We start from the raw sequence: 17,409 nt of genomic DNA, 5'->3' as shown, positions 1-17,409 counted from the left end.
CCAGCATCATCCATGGTGGCACAGGGTGCCCGTTAGGGTTCGGTGCGTGACACCCCTCCCCACGGGCCGGAGGCTCGCTTCCGGCAAGGTTCGTGACCTGTACGCGGCGGGCGGCGACCGCCTGCTGGTCGTCGCCTCCGACCGCATTTCGGCCTTCGAGCGCGTCTTCCCCACCCACGTCCCGGACAAGGGCCGGGTGCTCACCGCGATGAGCGTGTTCTGGTTCCGCGAGCTGGCCGACGTCCTCCCGAACCACCTGGTGGCCTGGGACGGGCCGCTGGTGCCCGCGCCGGTCCGTGGCCGGGCGCTGGTGGTCGAGCGGCTCGACATGCTGCCGGTGGAGGCGGTCGTCCGCGGCTACCTCACCGGCCGCGGGTACTCCGACTACCGCAGGTCGGGCGAGGTGTGCGGGCTGGCGCTGCCGCCCGGCCTCACCGAGTCGGCACGGCTGCCCGAGCCGATCTTCACGCCGTCCACCAAGGCGAAGCCCGGGGACAAGGACGAGAACATCGACTTCGACACGTTCGTGTCGGTGCTGGGCCGGGCGCTCGCCGAGGAGGTCCGGGAGGCGTCGCTGGAGCTCTACCGCCGGGGCGCCGCGCACGCGGCGGAGCAGGGCCTGCTGCTGGCCGACACGAAGTTCGAGTTCGGCATCGGGGCGACCGGCGGCCTGGTGCTCGCGGACGAGGTGCTGACGCCGGATTCGGCGCGCTACTGGCTCGCCGACGGTCACCAGCCCGGCGTTCCGCAGGCGTCGTTCGACAAGCAGCACGTGCGCGACTGGCTGGTCGACCCGGCCTCCGGCTGGGACTGCGTGTCCCCGCTGCCGCCGTTGCCGCCCGAGGTGGTGACGGCCACGCGCGACCGGTACCTCGAGGCGTACCACCGCATCACCGGCCTTTCGCTGGCAGACTGGCCTCGTGATCCTGCTGATCTGCGGCAGCCTGCGAGCAGGCTCGGGCAATGCGGCGGTGCTGGGGACCGCCGCGACCCTCACCGCGAGCAAGACGTACACCGGCCTCGGCGACCTGCCGCACTTCAACCCCGATGACGACCGCGACCCGCTGCCCCCGGCGGTCGCGGCCCTGCGGGCGGCGATCAAGGAAGCGTCCGCGATCCTGATCTGCACCCCGGAGTACGCGGGCGGGCTGCCCGGCTCGTTCAAGAACCTGCTGGACTGGACGGTCGGCGGCGGCGAGATCTACGGCAAGCCGGTGTCCTGGATCAACGCGTCGTCGATCGCGGCGCCGACCGGCGGCCGGGACGCGCACGACTCGCTGCGCAAGGTCCTGACGTACGCGGGCGCGAAGATCGTCGAGGAGGCGTGCGCCCGGATCCCGGTCTCGCGCGCCGACGTCGCCGACGGCCAAGTCGCCGATCCCGATCTGCGCGGCCGGATCGCGGTGGCGGTGTCGCGGCTGCGCGAAGGCGGCTGACCCTTCCGGCAACGGTCGCCCGCCCGTTCTGCGCAGTTCACGGCGACGTCAGCCGGGTGCGTCCCAATGGTGGTCGTGGACGCTCGCTTGCTGGTTTCGCTGTCGGGAATCACCCCGCGCACGCTGCACCGGTGCGCCGACCTCGCGGCCGAGCTCGACCGCCGCAAGGTGCCGCTCTCGCTGCTGTACGCCGCCCGCACCGGCGAAGGCCCGGTGACGGAGTGGGTGCGCACCCGCGCCCGCCGTGGTGATTCCGTGCTGCTGCACGGCTACGACCACACCGTCGCGCCCACCCACCGCACGGTCTACCTGGGCAAGAAGGCCGAATTCGCGACGCTGCCCGCGCACGAGGCGCGGCTGCGGCTCATCGCGGCGAAGGCGTCGCTGGACGCGGCGGGGCTGTCGGTCGACGGCTTCGCCCCGCCGCGCTGGATCGCGTCCCAGGGCACGCTGCAGGCGCTGGCCGAGCACGGGTTCCGGCTGTGCGCGGACCTCGGCGCGGTGCGCGACCTCGTCACCGGCGAAGTGCGCCGCGCGCGGGTGAGTGAGTTCACGAGCCAGTCGCACCGCACGGAGACGGTGCGCTGCTTCGCGCTGGTGCTGGCGGCGGCGCGGTCGGCTCGCCGGGGCGGGCTGGTCCGGCTGGGGGCGGAAGCCACGGACCTCACCCGCCCCGGCCTCCGCCAGGCCCTGCTCGACGCGGTGGACGTGGCGCTGGAGAACCGCGCGTTCGGCGCGACCTACGGTTCGCTGCGCGCGGTAGCCGCCTGACGCGGCTTGCGGCGTTCGAGCAGCCAGTCGGTGAGCAGGAGCAGCAGGAGCGGGCTGAGCCAGACGCCGATGCTGGCGGCGCTGTAGCGCATCAGGTCCTCGCTGCCGCGGAAGGTGGTGTCCACCTGCGGCGTGAGCACGATCGTGGCGACGACGTCGACGACCCGGCTCAGCACGATCGACATGCTGAGCGCGAAGCTGCGTGCCATCCACCGGCGGTGTTCGCCGTACCGGCGTTGCCGGGCCAGCCGCAGACCGGTGAGCGTGACCGTGAGCCACAGCGCCGAGCCCACCAGGTTGGCGACCCGCACCGACGGGCCGGCCGCGGTGTGCCAGCCGATGTACAGCCCGAGCAGGCCGGCCGGCAGGGCGCCGGCGAAGACGTAGATCCGGCCGGTGATCCGGTGCCCGCGCCGGTAGCGGGCGCGGAAGGCGGGCCAGATCTGGAAGCAGGCGGTCGTCATCGCGACCGTGCCGAACAGCACGTGCGCGACGAGCGCGGGGTAGTAGACGGCGTTGTGGTCGGGCGGTCTGAGGCGGGACTGGGCCGGGTCGAGGGTGAGGTACGGCGGCACCGAGAAGGCCAGGAAGGCCACGACGACCAGCAGGAGCGGCACGATCCACGGCCGGTCCAGCCAGGTCGTCTTGGCGGCAGGCTGCTTCGAAACTGTGTATGTCATACGTTTCAGTGTAGGACATACACAGTTTTAGGATGGGCGCATGGACTCAGCCGGTGTGGAGCGCAGCCTCGAGCTGCTGTGGTCCGGGCGAGCGAGGGGCCGGCGCGGGCCCCGGCCGCAGCTCAGCGTGGCCCGGATCGCGGAGGCCGCCGTCCGCATCGCGGACGCGGACGGCTTGGAGGCGCTGTCGATGCAGCGGATCGCCACCGAGCTGGGCTACTCGACGATGGCGCTCTACAAGCACATCCCGAGCAAGGACCTGCTGCTCGAGGTGGCCGCCGACGTCGGAGCCGGGCGGCCACCGGAACTCGACGGCGGCTTCCGCACGGCGGTCCGGCAGTGGGTGGGCGCGCTGTGGGCGGGCTTCCTGACGCGGCCGTGGATCCTGCGCGTTCCGCTGGACCACACGCCGGTGGGGCCCAACCAGCTGGCCTGGCTCGACCGCCTGCTGCGGCCGCTGCTCGCCGCGGGCCTGGCGGGCGCCGAGGCCCGGGCGGCGGCGCTGCACCTGACGGCGGTCGTCCGCGGCACGGCGCAGATCAGCCTCGACCTGGCCGGCCCCCGCAGCGACGGCGAGCTGGCCCGGGCCCTGGCGGCGGTGCTGGACCCGGCGGAGTACCCGGCCCTGACGGCGGTCCACGAGGCCGAAGCCGCCGGCGGCCCCGGGTACGAACCCGAAGGGCTGCCGGCGGAACTCGCCTTCGGCGTGGACCGGTTCCTCGACGGCGTCGAGGCGTGGGTGACTAGAACTTCGCCGGTTCGGCCCGTTCCAGAACCTTGACCTCGGTGCCTTCGGGCGCGAGGTTCCCGAACAGGCCGTAGTGCATGGCGGGGTTGGCGAGCACGGCTTCGTGGATGGGCACGGCCACCCGGGGCGCCACGGCCCGCAGGTAGTCGACGGCTTCCCCGGCCTTCAGCCACGGCGCCCCGGTGGGCAGCCCCAGGACGTCGATCTTCTGCTCGGGCACGAAGAAGGAGTCGCCGGGGTGGAAGAACGCCCCGTGGTCGAAGACGTACCCGATGTTCGGGATGACGGGGATGTCGGAGTGGATGACGGCGTGCTCCCCGCCGACGGCGTTGACCGAGGTCCCGCCGATGGTGAAGGCGTCGCCGACGTTGGCGACGTCGAACTCCAGGCCGAGCTTCCCGACCTCGGGCGCGGAGCCGGGATCGACGATCAGCCGCGCCCCGGGGTTGGCTTCGAGCACCTTGGGAAGCCGTTCGACGTCGAGGTGGTCGAAGTGCTGGTGCGTGACGAAGACGGCGGACAGTTCCCGCTCACCTTCGAACCCGGTGGAGAAGACGCCGGGGTCTATCAGGATCCGCTCGGAGCCGGTCTCCAGCAACAGGCAGGCGTGTCCGAAATGGACGATACGCATCGATGGTTCTCCTTCACGGGTGGTCGATTCCAGCCTAGTCCCGTTTTCCGGCCAGCAACGCGTCGCCGAGCTCCGTCCGCCGGTACAGCACCCGGTGCCCGCGCCGCTCCGAAGCCAGCAACCCCGCCCCGCGAAGCGCCGTGAGGTGCGCCGAAACCGTCGCCGGCGCCAGCCCGTGCCGCCGGGCCAGCTCGGTCGTCGCCGCGGGGCGGTCGAGCGTGGTCAGCAGCAAGGCCCGCGTCCGGCCGAGGATCTCCGCGAGCGGTTCGGGCGGAGAACCTGCCGCAGTCCACAGGGAAGCCACCCCGCGAGCCGGGTAGAGCAGGGAAACCTGCCACGGCGGCACGGTCACCACGCCGACGTTCGGCCACGCGAACACCGCCGGGATCAGCAGCAACCCCCGCGAATCGATCGACAGGCGTTCCCGGGCCCGGACGTCGACCAGCACCGACGTCCCCGACAACCGGACGCGCGGGTGCAGCTCGGCCAGCATCGCGGCGAGCCCGCCGGAGCCCAGCTGCCGCGTCCGGTGCGCGATGTCCGCCGCGAGCAGCTCGCGCAGGCGCGGCCAGTGCGGGGCCAGCACCGCCTGCCACACCGTCTCCAGCTGGCCGGCGAGCAGGTCGCGCGCGGCCGCCGGGTCGGCGGGCAGCCCGGACAGGTCCGCGTCGACCATGCCCAGCTCCAGCGCCGCCTGCTCCGGGGGCGTCGCGCGAACCACCGCGAGCTGGGCTTCGGCGGTGGTCTCGGGGCCGTCGGGCGGCGGGCTCAGGAACTCGGTGATGTAGTGCCGGGCGCTCAGCACCGCCCTCAGCTCGGGCACATCGGGGACGCCGGCGAGCCATGGCAGCGGCGTGGGATGCCGCCGGAGGCCGAGCAAGGTCTGGACTGCACCCAGGACCTCCTCCAGCGGCGAGATGGCGAAGCGGACGCGCTGGCTCCCGGCCGCCGTCAGGGACAGCTCGATCACGACTGATTCGCTCTCACCCGAATCAGTGTGCCGCAGCACCGCGCCGGGAGAGCGTGGGGACATGTCGTTGTTCACCCACCGCGCCTACTGGCGCTGGTCGGCCGGGGTGCAGCTCGCGCGCCTCCCCGGGACCATGGCGCCGCTGGCGTTCACCCTGCTCACCACGGCCACGACCGGCTCGTACCGGCTGGGCGGCCTGCTGATGTCGGTCTACGTCGCCGCCGAGATGGTGTGCGCGGTGCCGGTCGGGCGGCTGCTGGACCGCGTCGGCCCGGCCCGCGGCCTGCCGGCGCTGCTGCTCCTGACCGCCGCCGGGTTCGCCGCCCTCGCCGCGGCCGCGCACGCGCCCGCCCCGGTGCTCGTCGCGCTCGTCCTGCTGCCGGGGATCTCGGCCGGCGCGTTGTCCGGCGGGTTCCGGACGCTGCTGGCCGACACCGTCGACGACGCGCTGCTGCCGCGGGCGATTTCGGTCGACTCGATGCTCCTCGAGGGCGTGCTCATCGGCGGTCCGGCGCTGGTCGCGCTGCTCGACCTGGCCGGCACGGTCGTCCCGCTGGCCGCCATGGCCGTCGCCTGCGTGGCCGCGGCCGTGCTCGTCCCGCGCCGCCCGGGGTCCGGCGATCGGGTGGAATCCGCCGCCGACGTCCCGCCGGCCGGGCTCGGCACCTACCTGCCGTGGCTGTGCTGCGCGTTCACCGTCGGCCTGCTGCTGTCGACGATCGAGGTGGCGCCGCTGCCCCTGGTCCAGCGCCTCGGCGCGCCGGAGACGGCCGCGCCGGTGGTGATCGCGGTGCTGTGCGCGGCGAGCATCGCGGGCAGCGCCCTCTACGCGTGGCGCGGCAAGACCGGCGATCCGCGGCTGTTCCTCGCGGGGTTCGTCGCCGGCGGGCTCGTGCTCGCCGCGGACCTCGGCTGGGCGGGCCTGCTCGCGTCGGTCGCGGTCATCGGCGCCTGCACCGGCCCGCTGGTCGCCGCGACCTCGGTCAACCTGCAGCGGCTCCTGCCGAAGAACCGCAGGTCAGCGGGGTTCTCGCTGAGCTTCATCGTGCAGGCGGGCGGCTTCGGGCTCGGCTCGCTGGCGGTCGGCGTGCTGCCGCTGTGGGTGGCTCCGTTGTTCGGTGTCTTTGCCGCGGCGATCGCCGGTGCAATGCTGGTGCGGAAGCCCGCACGAGCTATTGGCACGGTGTCAGTAACGTCGTAACCTGGGCTGACCCTCGACCTACGGGAGACGCCGATGACTGCCGTCCAGCCGAAACCGACGTCGGTCGGCGAGACCTTCGACTCGCTCAGCCCGGCGACCGACGAGGTGGTCGGAACGTACCCGATCCACACCGCCGAAGACGTCAAGGCGGCCGTCGAACGGGCGCGCGTCGCGGCGGAGTGGTGGGCGGGCCTCGGGTTCGCCGGGCGCGCCGAGCGGCTCAAGGGCTGGAAGGGCGTGCTGACGCGGCGGCTGCCGCAGCTGTGCCAGGTGGTCCGCGACGAGACGGGCAAGCCGATCGCCGACGCGCAGCTGGAGAGCGTCCTGGCCATCGAGCACATCGCGTGGGCGGGCAAGCACGCCCGCAAGGTGCTCGGGAAGCAGAAGCGGTCGGCGGGCCTGCTGATGTCGAACCAGGCGGCGACGGTCGAGTACCAGCCGCTGGGCGTGGTCGGCGTGATCGGCCCGTGGAACTACCCGGTGTTCACCCCGCTGGGCTCGATCGCGTACGCGCTCGCGGCGGGCAACGCGGTGGTGTTCAAGCCGAGCGAGTACACCCCGGGCGTCGGGAAGTGGCTGGTCGACGCGTTCGCCGAGATCGTGCCGGAGCAGCCGGTGCTGCAGCTGGTCACCGGCTTCGGCGAGACGGGCGCGGCGCTGGTGTCGTCGGGCGTCGACAAGATCGCGTTCACCGGTTCGACGGCGACGGGCAAGCGCATCATGGCGTCGGCGGCCGAGACGCTGACCCCGGTGGTGATCGAGGCAGGCGGCAAGGACCCGGTCCTGGTCGACGCGGACGCGGACCTGGACGCGGCGGCGGACGCGACGGTGTGGGGCGCGTTCTCGAACTCGGGCCAGACGTGCATCGGCGTCGAGCGGGTTTACGTGCACGAGAAGGTCCACGACGAGTTCGTGGCCAAGGTGGTCGAGAAGTCGAAGGACGTGCGGGCGGGCTCGGACGAGGCGGCCCAGTACGGCCCGGTGACGATGCCGTCCCAGCTGGCGGTGATCAGGAGGCACATCCAGGACGCACTGGCCCGCGGCGGCAAGGCGGTCCTGGGCGGCGAAGACGCGGTCGGCGACCGGTACGCCCAGCCGACGGTGCTGGTGGACGTCCCGGAGGAGTCGGAAGCGGTCACGGAGGAGACGTTCGGCCCGACGGTGACGATCGCGAAGGTCCGCGACATGGACGAGGCGGTCGAGCGCGCGAACAGCACGAAGTACGGCCTGGGCTCGACGGTGTTCTCGAAGTCGAGGGGCGTGGAGCTGGCGGAGAAGCTGCGCACGGGCATGACGGCGATCAACGCACCGCTGTCGTTCGCGGGCATCGCCTCCCTGCCGTTCGGCGGAGTCGGCGATTCGGGCTTCGGCCGGATCCACGGGCCGGAGGGCCTGCGCGAGTTCGCCCGCACGAAGGCGATCGCCCGCCAGCGGTTCACGGCACCGTTGACGTTGACGTCGTTCAGCCGCAAGGAATCAACGGACGCGTTGGTGGCGAAGCTGGTGACGATCCTCCACGGCAAGCGCTGAGCGGCCCGGGGCTGTGGACAAGCCGAGTCCACAGCCCCGGAACCGCCCGGAACTGTCGGTGGGCGCCGGTAAACTGGATACCGGGGGGCCGAGGGCCGCCCACACCTACGCCGACTTCCCCCGGATCAGGTCCGCCGCCTTCTCCGCCACCATGATCGTCGGCGCATTGGTGTTCCCCCGCGGCACCACCGGCATCACGGACGCATCGACCACCCGCAGCCCCTCGACCCCCTGCACCCGCAGCTCCGGATCGACCACCGACCCGATAGCGCAAGTCCCCACCGGGTGATAGAGCGTCTGCGTGTGCTCCCGAACGTGGTCCGCCAGCTCGGTATCACTCAAATCGTGCCGCGAAGGCAGGAACGGCCGGTCCAGGAACCGCCGCAGCGGCTCCGACTTCCCGATCTCGATCAACGCCCGCAACCCCGCGATCATCGTCTCCATGTCGCGCGGCTCCGAGTAGTAAGCTGGGTCGATTTCCGGCTTCCACAACGGGTTCGCCGACTTCAGCCGCAGCCGCCCGCGGCTCGCGACGTCCACCAGCGTCGCCGCCGACGTGAAGCCCGGCACCGTCGGCTCGCGCAACCCGTTGTCGTAGAACAACGTCGGCGCCACGTGGATCTGCATGTCCGGCGCCGGCAACCCGTCCGTGGTCGGGTAGAACGCGCCCGCTTCGCCGATGTTCGACGTCAGGGGCCCGCGCTTCGTCAGCTGGTAGCGGACCAGGCCACGAGGAGTGGCCGCGTCGACCAGGTCGGTCGTGTCGCGAGTGGACCAGATGATGCCGCAGGCCGGGTGGTCGTGCAGGTTCTCGCCGACGCCGGGCAGCGCCGCGACGACGTCGATGCCGTGCTCGCGCAGGTGCTCGGCCGGCCCGACCCCGGAAACCATCAGCAGCTGCGGCGAATTCACGGCGCCGCCGCTCAAGATCACCTCCGCCGAAGCGCGAGCCGTGTGCTCCACGCCGTTGTCCAAATAGGACACACCGACCGCGCGGGTGCCTTCGAAGACTACGCGGGTCGCCGGCGCCAGGGTCTTCACCGTCAGGTTCGGCCGGTCGAGCGCCGGGCGCAGGTACGCGTCGGCGGTCGACCACCGGCGGCCCTTCTTGCAGGTCACCTGGTAGACGCCGGCGCCTTCCTGGCTCTCGCCGTTGAAGTCGTCGGTGCGCTTGAGGCCCCACGCGACGGCCGAGTCGACCCAGGCGTGCGACAGCTCGTGGGTGAACCGGCGGTCCTCGACGTGCAGCGGGCCGTCGGTGCCGTGCAGCGGCCCGCCGAGCCGCTGGTTGCCCTCGGCGCGCTTGAAGTACGGCAGGACGTCGTCCCAGCCCCAGCCGGTGGCGCCGTGTGAATCGCGCCAGCCGTCGTAGTCGGCGCGGTTACCGCGGATGTAGATCATCGCGTTGATCGACGAGCAGCCGCCGAGCATCTTGCCGCGCGGCCAGTACGACGTCTTGCCCGTGTGCTTCTGCTCGACGGTCTCGTAGTTCCAGTCCCACTTGGTCTTGAACAGGGACGCGAACGCGGCCGGGATGTGGATCTCGTCCGCGGTGTCCTCCGCGCCCGCTTCGAGGAGCAGGACCTGGGCCGAAGGATCCTCGGTGAGGCGGTTGGCGAGGACGCACCCCGCGCTGCCGGCGCCGACGATGACGTAGTCGTAGGACTCCTGGACGGCCACGGTGCCTCCTGTTGGCGAGATGTCAACGACTCATCATGGCGCAGCCCGGCGCCGTGGGCCAGTCTAGGTTTCGCGGTGGGCCCCGCCAGGGGTTCGAGCGGGTGAACTATGCTCGCGGGGTATCCACGACCTGCGTGAATAAGGAGCAGCCTGCCGTGGCCCGAGTCGTCGTCGACGTCATGCCGAAGCCCGAAATCCTCGACCCGCAGGGACAGGCCGCGCTCGGCGCCGCCGGCCGCCTGGGGTTCACCGGGATCACCGAGATCCGCCAGGGCAAGCACTTCGAGATCGAGGTCGACGACACGGTCGACGACGCGACGCTGGAGAAGATCGCCGAAGGCTTCCTCGCGAACCCGGTGATCGAGCAGTGGACCATCAAGCGGGTGGACGCGTGAGCGCGCGCATCGGCGTCATCACCTTCCCGGGCACGCTGGACGACGGCGACGCGGCCCGCGCGGTCCGCTACGCCGGCGGCGAGGCCGTGCCGCTGTGGCACGCCGACGAGGACCTGAAGGACGTCGACGCCGTCGTCGTCCCGGGCGGGTTCTCCTACGGCGACTACCTGCGCGCGGGCGTGATCGCCCGGTTCGCGCCGGTCATGACGCCGGTGATCGAGGCGGCGCGCGCCGGCATGCCGGTGCTCGGCATCTGCAACGGGTTCCAGATCCTGTGCGAGGCCGGCCTGCTGCCGGGCGCGATGATCCGCAACCAGGGACTGCACTTCATCTGCCGCGACCAGTGGCTGCGGGTGGAGAACACCGACACGGCGTGGACCACCCGGTACGACGCCGGCGCGGAAATCCTCATCCCGATGAAGAACATCGACGGCTGCTACATGGCCGAGCAGTCCACTTTGGACGAGCTCGAGGGCGAGGGCCGCGTGGTGTTCCGGTACGTCGGCGGCAACCCGAACGGGTCGCGCAACGACATCGCGGGGATCCGCAGCGAGAACGGCCGCGTGGTCGGGCTGATGCCGCACCCGGAGCACGCGATCGACGCGCTGACCGGGCCGTCGGACGACGGGCTGGGCATGTTCTTCAGCGCGGTGGACGCGCTCGTCAAGGCTTGAGGGCGGCCCTCGGCCCCCCGGGTATCCATGCTACCGGTGGGGACCGACAGTTCCGGGGCTGCGGACGTGAGTTGTCCACAGCCCCGGCAGGGTCACTTGCTCTGGTCGTTCGACAGCCACTTCTCCGGCCGGACCCGCACCAGGATCGACCGCTCTCCGAGAGCTGAGTCGACGTAAGCCGTCGCCTGGTCCGCCGGCCAGTACCGCTTCGCGATGCGCAGCGCCTGCTCGCGCGTCGGCGGCTCGTCGTTCGCCACCACCGGGCCCTCGACCGTCACGTACTTGTACGGCGGGTTCTCGTCCTGCGCCACCAGGCTCAGCCGGCCGGCGGCGCGGATCGACCGGTCCTTGACCGTGTCGCGCGCCATCCAGATCAGCAGCTCGCCGCCGGGTTCGTAGTCGTACCAGACCGGCACCGCCAGCGGTGCCCGGCCGGCGCGCTCCACCGCCAGCACTCCCACGTGCACCCCGCTCAGGAACTCCTCGCGCTCCGCGGCGGTCATCACGAACGACGACATGTCACTCCCCAGGTAGACCGGCCATCCACCGGGGAGCAACACGTCCGCCGGTCCGGACATTCCGGACTAGCTCGCCGCCGCCACCAGCCGGGCGTACGAGCCGCCCGCCGACAGCAGTTCGTCGTGCGGGCCCAGCTCGGTGATGCGGCCGCCCTCGACCACCGCGACCCGGTCGGCCGCCGCGGCCGTGTGCAGGCGGTGGGCGATCGCGATGACCGTCCGCCCCGACAGCACGCTGTTCAGCGACCGCTCCAGGTCCCGCGCCGAGCCCGTGTCCAGCAGCGACGTCGCCTCGTCGAGGACCAGGGTGTGCGGGTCCGCCAGCACCACCCTGGCCAGCGCCAGCTGCTGCGCGATCGCCGCCGGTACCGGGTGCTCGCCCGAGCCCAGCTTCGTGTCGAGCCCGGACGGCAGGGTCGCCACCCAGTCCGACGCGCCCGCCGAGGCCAGCGCCGCCAGCAGCTCGTCGTCGGTCCAGTCGCCGCCTTCGCGACGCGCCGGGAGCGCCAGGTTCTGCCGCAGCGTCCCGGAGAACACGTGGTGCTCCTGGGTCAGCAGCAGGACCTCGCCGCGCAGCACGTCGTCGGCCAGTGCCGAGACGTCCTGCCCGCCGATCCGCACCGAGCCCGACGACGGTGCCGCGATGCCGGCCAGCAGCCGCCCGAGCGTCGACTTGCCCGCGCCGGACGGCCCGACGATCGCCAGCCGCTCGCCGCGCGGGACCCGCAGGTCGATGCCGTGCAGCACCTCGCGGTCCGCGGTGTAGGCGAACCGGACGTCGTGCACGTCGATGTCGCGGCCGCGCGGCACGTCGGTCACCTTCGGCGACTCCTCGGCCGTGACCGCGTGGACGCCGAGGATGCGGCGCGCCGCGGCCGCTGCGACCTGCAGGTCCTCCAGCCAGAACAGCGCCTCGTTGAGCGGCGCCGACATCGCCTGGACGTACAGCAGCATCGTGGTGATCTCGCCGAGCCCGGCCCAGCCGCGCGTGTAGGCGAGCAGCCCGAGCGGCAGCATGACCGCCAGCGGCAGCACGTAGCTGATCTCCAGCGACGGCAGCCACCGCAACTGCAGGACCCGCATCCGGCGTTCACCGAGGATGCTCTGGTCGAGGGCGTCGTACGCGGCGCCGATCCGCCGCTCGGCCAGCCCGAGCGCCTCGACCGTGCGCGCTCCCTCCGCCGTCTCGTGGACGCTGGTGGTCAGGTCCGCCCAGCGGTCGAGCATCCACTGCATGACCGCCGGGATCCGCCGCTGGTACCAGACGTTGACCGGCACCAGCAGCGGCAGCGCCACCAGCAGGCCCAGCGCCAGCAGCGGCGACGTCAGCACCATCGCGACGACCGTGAACACCACGGTCACCGCCGCGACCAGGATCTCCGGCGCCGCGAACCGTGCCGCGTGGTCGATCCGGCCGAGGTCGGTGGTCGCCCGGCTGAGCAAGTCACCCGTCCCGGCCGCCTCGACTGTGCCGAGCGGCAGCTGCAGCGCCGTCCCGACGAACTCCTCGCGCGTCTCGGCCAGCACCAGCTCGCCGAACACCGCACCGCGCATCCGCGCGATCTTCCGCGCCAGCGCCTGCAGCACGAGGATCGCGACGAACGCCGCCGCCAGCACGTCGACGTGCCCGGTCGTGGTGCCGGCCGCGACGTCGTCGACCAGCGCGCCGAGCAGCTGCGGCCCGGCCAGCCCGATCAGCGTGGCCACGGCCAGCGAGCCCAGCAGCAGGCCGAACTCGCGTTTGTGGGTCGCCGCCGTCTTCAGCGCCCAGCGGCGGACGTCCCGCCGGGACGCCGTGGGAAGCCGTTTCATACCGTCACCACCTTCGCCGTGAAGACTTCGTCCGCCACGTGTGTCCACAAGGGACTCTGGCTGAATACCACCGTCGTCCGGCCGCGGCGCAGCGCCGCGACGCGTTCGGTGATGCGCGCCTCCGTGTGCGCGTCGACCGCCGACGTCGGCTCGTCGAGCACCAGCACGTCGGCGTCGGCCGCCAGCGCGCGGGCCAGGTTCAGCCGCTGCCGCTGGCCACCGGACACCTCGCGGCCACGCTCGCCGATCACCTCGTCGACGCCGTTGGGCAGGGCGTCGACGATGTCGTCGGCGTCGGCCGCGTACAGCGCTTCGGTGATGCCCACGTCGCCTGGTCGCGCCGGCGTCAGCTGCTCGCGCAGCACGCCCGAGAACCAGATGTCCTGGTTGTGCGCGTAGACGACCCGCCGCCGCAGCTCCGCGAGCGCGACGTGGTCCGCCCGCACCCCGCCGACCAGCACCTCTTCGCCCTCGGCCGGGTCGGCGAACCGGGCCAGCCGGTCGGCCACCGCCTCGCCGTCGGCGCCGAAGTCGACGACCGTCAGCCGGCCCGGCGCGACCCGGACGCCCGACTCGGTGTCCACCAGCTCAAGCGGCCCTTCGGGCAGCGGCACCGGCGTCTCGGGGTCCGCCAGCTTCGGGCGGATGGCCAGCAGCGCGACGACCTTCCGCGACGCGACCAGCCCGGACGTGATCGAGCCGACCGCCTCCGTCGCAGCGGTGACCGGCCAGATCAGGAACGCCGAGACGCCGTAGAAGGACACCAGCTGCCCGACGCCGATCTCGCCCGCCACGGCCAGCCGCGCGCCCAGCCAGGTGATCACCACGGTGACCAGGCCGGGCAGCGCGATCTCCGCCGCGGCCAGCCACGCCTCGGCCTGGCCGACCTCGATGCCGGACCGCCGCACCCGCTGGCTCGTCTCGCGGAAGCGCGCGAAGAACCGCCGCTCGCCGCCGATGCCGCGCAGGATCCGCAGGCCGGACACGATGTCCGCGCCGAGCGCGTTGACGTCCCCGCGCTTCTCGCGCTGCTTCGCCTTGCGCTTTTGCAGCGGCGCGAGCAGCGGCCCGATGCCGAGCACCGCGAGCGGCACGCCGACCAGCGCGACCAGGCCGAGCAGCGGCGACGTCGAGATCAGCCACACCGCGACCACGACGAACGCCAGCAGCGAGCCGAACGCCCGCCCGGTCATCTCGACGGTGTTCCCGATGTGGTTGATGTCCGTCGTGCTGACGGCGACGAGGTTCCCGGTGGTGGTGTGTTCGCGCAGCGCGGCGCCGACGCGCGTGGTGTGCGCCGACACCGTCCGCTGCGTCGAGCCGGCGCCGTGCAGCCAGAGGCCGTAGTTGAGGAAGTGCAGCCAGGTCCCGGACAGCGCCTGCAGGACGCCGAGCGCGGCCGCGGCCAGGGCCCAGCGCCAGACGGCGGCACCGTCGTGCGCACCGACGGCGCCGATGCCCTGGCCGATCACCAGCGGCACGAGCGCACCGGGCAGCGCCCAGACGACACCGATCGCGGCCGCCCCGAGCACCGACCCGAGCCGAGCCCGGAACACGGCGAGCAGGAAGCGTCTCGCGGTCGGCCACGCGGGCAGCCGCAGCGGCGGGAAGGGATATGTGGCGGAAAGCACGATTCCCGACGGTAAGCCGAGGGTGCGGAGAAGGCGACCGATTTTCCCGGGCCACGGCCGCTCGGGCGCCGTTTCGCGCCCGCCGGTGCACCCACTCGGGTACTCGGCGATGGCCCCCGGCCGCTTGGGGGACCCCCGGTTTCAACGTTACTCGCGGGCACCGACAATTCCGGGCCGCGCGCCGCCCGCCCACGTGAGTTGTCCACACCGCGGCCGTCACGATGTCGCCTCGCTCACACCGCCCCGGGCCCGGCCGATTTCGGCGGCCCACCGTCCGGGGCGCCACCGGGCGGCACGTATCCTGACGGCCGTGGCGAACCCTGACACGGACACCGTGACCAGCACCGTTGACACCACCGAGCGCGCCGGGGCGACCCCGGACCACACCCAGCCCTACCGCGAGCTCGGGCTCGCCGACGACGAGTACGCCCGCATCCGGGAGATCCTCGGCCGCCGGCCCACCGACGCGGAGCTGGCGATGTACTCGGTCATGTGGAGCGAGCACTGCTCCTACAAGTCCTCCAAGAAGCACCTGCGCTACTTCGGCGAGACCGCCACCGACGAGATGAAGGCCAAGATGCTGGCCGGCATCGGCGAGAACGCGGGCGTCGTCGACATCGGCGAGGGCTGGGCGGTCACCTTCAAGGTGGAGAGCCACAACCACCCGTCCTATGTGGAGCCGTACCAGGGCGCGGCGACCGGCGTCGGCGGCATCGTCCGCGACATCATGGCCATGGGCGCGCGGCCCCTCGCGGTCGCCGACGCGCTGCGCTTCGGCCCGGCCGACGCCCCCGACACCAAGCGCGTGCTGCCCGGCGTGGTCGCCGGCGTCGGCGGCTACGGCAACTGCCTCGGCCTGCCGAACATCGGCGGCGAGCTGGTGTTCGACCCGTCCTACTCGGGCAACCCGCTGGTGAACGCGCTGTGCGTCGGCGCGATGCGCGTCGAGGACCTGCACCTGGCGTTCGCTTCCGGCACCGGCAACAAGATCATCCTGTTCGGCGCCCGCACCGGCCTCGACGGCATCGGCGGCGTTTCCGTCCTGGCGAGTGACACCTTTTCGGGTGACGAGTCGGCGTCCGGCCGGAAGAAGCTGCCGAGCGTCCAGGTGGGCGACCCGTTCACCGAGAAGGTGCTCATCGAGTGCTGCCTCGAGCTGTTCGCGCAGAAGCTGGTCGTCGGCATCCAGGACCTCGGCGGCGCCGGCCTGTCCTGCGCGACGTCCGAGCTGGCCGCGGCCGGCGACGGCGGCATGCAGATCTACCTCGACCGGGTTCCGTTGCGCGCCAAGGGAATGACGCCCGCGGAGGTGCTCTCCAGCGAGTCACAGGAGCGCATGTGCGCGGTCGTGGCGCCGGAGAACGTCGAGGCGTTCATGGCGGTGTGCCGCAAGTGGGACGTCATCGCCACCGACATCGGCGAGGTCACCGACGGCGAGCACCTGGTGATCACCTGGCACGACGAGGTCGTCGTCGACGTCCCGGCGCACACGGTCGCCCACCAGGGCCCGGTGTACGACCGGCCGATCGAGCGACCGTCCACTCAGGACGCCCTGATCGCGGACACCTCCGCGAAGCTGCCGCGTCCGTCCACTCCGGACGAACTGCGCGCGGACGTTCTTCGCCTGATTTCGTCGCCCAACCAGGCGTCCAAGGAATGGGTGACGTCGCAGTACGACCGGTACGTGCGCGGCAATTCCGTGCTGGCGCAGCCGTCGGACTCGGGCATGATCCGCATCGACGAGTCGACCGGCCGCGGCGTCTCGGTGGCGACGGACTGCAACAGCAAGTTCGTGTACCTGGACCCGTACCGCGGCGCGCAGCTGGCGCTGGCGGAGGCGTACCGCAACGTGGCGACGGGCGGCGCGACACCGGTGGCGGTGTCGGACTGCCTGAACTTCGGCGCGCCGACGGACCCGGGCGTGATGTGGCAGTTCGAGCAGGCGGTGCACGGCCTGGCGGACGGTTGCGTCGAGCTGGGCATCCCGGTGACGGGCGGCAACGTCAGTTTCTTCAACCAGACGGGTTCGACGGCGATCCTCCCGACCCCGGTGATCGGCGTCCTCGGCGTGATCGACGACGTGACCCGCCGCATCCCGACGGGCATCGGCGCGGAGGCGGGCGAAACCCTGCTGCTGCTGGGCGAAACGCACGACGAGCTGGACGGTTCGGCGTGGGCCCGAGAGCTGCACGGCCACCTGGGCGGCGTCCCGCCCCGCGTGGACCTGGCCCGCGAAAAGCTCCTGGGTGAAATCCTGGTGGCGGGTTCCCGCGACGGAATGATCTCGGCGGCCCACGACCTGTCCGACGGCGGCCTGATCCAGACGCTGGTCGAGACGGTCCTCATCGGACAGTGCGGCGCCCGGGTGTTCCTGGACGCGGACCAGGACCCGTTCGTCCAGCTGTTCTCGGAATCGGCGGGCCGGGTCCTGGTGGCGGTCCCGCGCACGGAGGAGCTGCGCTTCACGGAGATGTGCACGGCCCGAGGCCTGCCGTGGCGCAAGACGGGCGTGGTGGACCCGGAGTCGGGAACGCTGGAGCTGCAGGGCATCACGGAGTTCACGCTCGACGAGCTGCGCGAGGCATGGGAAGGCACGCTCCCGGCCCTGTTCAACTGAGCCTTCGACCTGTCCACAGCCCGGTGTGGTTGTGGACAGGTCGGGCGCGCGCGGGCCGTTCCGGCGTTTTTGTCGGACCCCACCGATAGACTGGACTCGGGGACGCCCCCCTGGG

The 17,409-nt window shown here is 72.2% G+C and carries 16 protein-coding genes; 9 read left to right on the top strand and 7 right to left on the bottom strand.

All coding sequences use genetic code 11. The features are described from left to right. Positions 1-46: 46 nt before the first annotated feature. The 3 genes from OO60_RS34390 to OO60_RS34380 all read left to right on the top strand — a co-directional run bounded on the left by OO60_RS34390 (position 47) and on the right by OO60_RS34380 (position 2,207). Positions 47-1,051 (top strand): phosphoribosylaminoimidazolesuccinocarboxamide synthase, encoded by a 1,005-nt coding sequence (locus OO60_RS34390; RefSeq protein WP_003095967.1) that lies wholly within the window; start codon positions 47-49, stop codon positions 1,049-1,051. Further along, positions 972-1,436, top strand: a complete 465-nt coding sequence (locus OO60_RS34385) for an NADPH-dependent FMN reductase (protein ID WP_003095965.1) — start codon at positions 972-974, stop codon at positions 1,434-1,436. Before OO60_RS34390 ends, OO60_RS34385 begins: the two co-directional genes overlap by 80 nt. Positions 1,437-1,502: 66 nt before the next feature. After that, positions 1,503-2,207, top strand: a complete 705-nt coding sequence (locus tag OO60_RS34380) for a DUF2334 domain-containing protein (protein ID WP_003095964.1) — start codon at positions 1,503-1,505, stop codon at positions 2,205-2,207. Here the strand turns inward: OO60_RS34380 and OO60_RS34375 are convergent. After that, the gene (locus OO60_RS34375) at positions 2,177-2,887 is read right to left on the bottom strand and encodes a DUF2306 domain-containing protein (protein WP_003095960.1); all 711 of its coding nucleotides are present in this window, start codon (positions 2,885-2,887) and stop codon (positions 2,177-2,179) included. The genes OO60_RS34380 and OO60_RS34375 overlap by 31 nt on opposite strands. A 40-nt stretch (positions 2,888-2,927) precedes the next feature. Between OO60_RS34375 and OO60_RS34370 the strand changes: the two genes are divergently transcribed. After that, positions 2,928-3,668, top strand: a complete 741-nt coding sequence (locus OO60_RS34370) for a TetR/AcrR family transcriptional regulator (RefSeq protein ID WP_033262921.1) — start codon at positions 2,928-2,930, stop codon at positions 3,666-3,668. On the opposite strand, the gene OO60_RS34365 is transcribed toward OO60_RS34370, so the two are convergent. Both OO60_RS34365 and OO60_RS34360 read right to left on the bottom strand, forming a co-directional pair. Beyond that, complete coding sequence (locus OO60_RS34365) at positions 3,631-4,266, bottom strand: MBL fold metallo-hydrolase (protein ID WP_003056875.1); 636 nt, start codon at positions 4,264-4,266, stop codon at positions 3,631-3,633. The genes OO60_RS34370 and OO60_RS34365 overlap by 38 nt on opposite strands. Before the next feature lie 34 nt (positions 4,267-4,300). Continuing rightward, positions 4,301-5,236, bottom strand: a complete 936-nt coding sequence (locus OO60_RS34360; protein ID WP_003056876.1) for an ArsR/SmtB family transcription factor — start codon at positions 5,234-5,236, stop codon at positions 4,301-4,303. Between the two features lie 61 nt (positions 5,237-5,297). Here OO60_RS34360 and OO60_RS34355 point away from each other — a divergent pair, with 61 nt between their 5' ends. Beyond that, positions 5,298-6,437, top strand: coding sequence for an MFS transporter (locus tag OO60_RS34355; protein WP_003056879.1), 1,140 nt, complete (start codon positions 5,298-5,300; stop codon positions 6,435-6,437). Positions 6,438-6,470: 33 nt separating this feature from the next. After that, entirely contained in the window at positions 6,471-7,967 is a 1,497-nt protein-coding gene (locus tag OO60_RS34350; RefSeq protein ID WP_003056881.1) for an aldehyde dehydrogenase family protein, read from the top strand. 105 nt (positions 7,968-8,072) lie between these two features. Here the strand turns inward: OO60_RS34350 and OO60_RS34345 are convergent, their stop codons facing one another. Then, positions 8,073-9,647: a GMC family oxidoreductase gene (locus OO60_RS34345; RefSeq protein ID WP_003056882.1), complete on the bottom strand. Its 1,575-nt coding sequence runs from the start codon at positions 9,645-9,647 to the stop codon at positions 8,073-8,075. A 155-nt stretch (positions 9,648-9,802) separates the two neighbouring features. Between OO60_RS34345 and purS the strand changes: the two genes are divergently transcribed. Next, entirely contained in the window at positions 9,803-10,042 is a 240-nt protein-coding gene (purS, locus tag OO60_RS34340; protein ID WP_003056885.1) for a phosphoribosylformylglycinamidine synthase subunit PurS, read from the top strand. Further along, positions 10,039-10,716 (top strand): phosphoribosylformylglycinamidine synthase subunit PurQ, encoded by a 678-nt coding sequence (gene purQ, locus OO60_RS34335; RefSeq protein ID WP_003056887.1) that lies wholly within the window; start codon positions 10,039-10,041, stop codon positions 10,714-10,716. The genes purS and purQ overlap by 4 nt, the downstream gene beginning before the upstream one ends. Before the next feature lie 92 nt (positions 10,717-10,808). Here purQ and OO60_RS34330 read toward each other — a convergent pair whose 3' ends face one another. From OO60_RS34330 to OO60_RS34320, 3 genes are all read right to left on the bottom strand, one after another. Next, positions 10,809-11,234, bottom strand: a complete 426-nt coding sequence (locus OO60_RS34330; protein ID WP_003056889.1) for a pyridoxamine 5'-phosphate oxidase family protein — start codon at positions 11,232-11,234, stop codon at positions 10,809-10,811. 66 nt (positions 11,235-11,300) lie between these two features. Next, entirely contained in the window at positions 11,301-13,046 is a 1,746-nt protein-coding gene (locus tag OO60_RS34325; protein WP_003056891.1) for an ABC transporter ATP-binding protein, read from the bottom strand. After that, complete coding sequence (locus OO60_RS34320) at positions 13,043-14,677, bottom strand: ABC transporter transmembrane domain-containing protein (RefSeq protein WP_003056893.1); 1,635 nt, start codon at positions 14,675-14,677, stop codon at positions 13,043-13,045. Before OO60_RS34320 ends, OO60_RS34325 begins: the two co-directional genes overlap by 4 nt. A 310-nt stretch (positions 14,678-14,987) precedes the next feature. On the opposite strand from OO60_RS34320, the gene purL reads away from it, so the two are divergent. Then, on the top strand, positions 14,988-17,294 hold the full coding sequence (purL, locus tag OO60_RS34315; protein ID WP_003056896.1) for a phosphoribosylformylglycinamidine synthase subunit PurL: 2,307 nt from the start codon (positions 14,988-14,990) through the stop codon (positions 17,292-17,294). Positions 17,295-17,409 lie beyond the last annotated feature (115 nt).

The sequence above is a fragment of the Amycolatopsis vancoresmycina genome (assembly GCF_000716785.1).
In the GTDB taxonomy this organism is placed as follows: domain Bacteria; phylum Actinomycetota; class Actinomycetes; order Mycobacteriales; family Pseudonocardiaceae; genus Amycolatopsis; species Amycolatopsis vancoresmycina.
The sequence above is the reverse complement of the archived record's forward strand: the minus strand, read 5'-3'. Positions and strand labels throughout refer to the sequence as shown.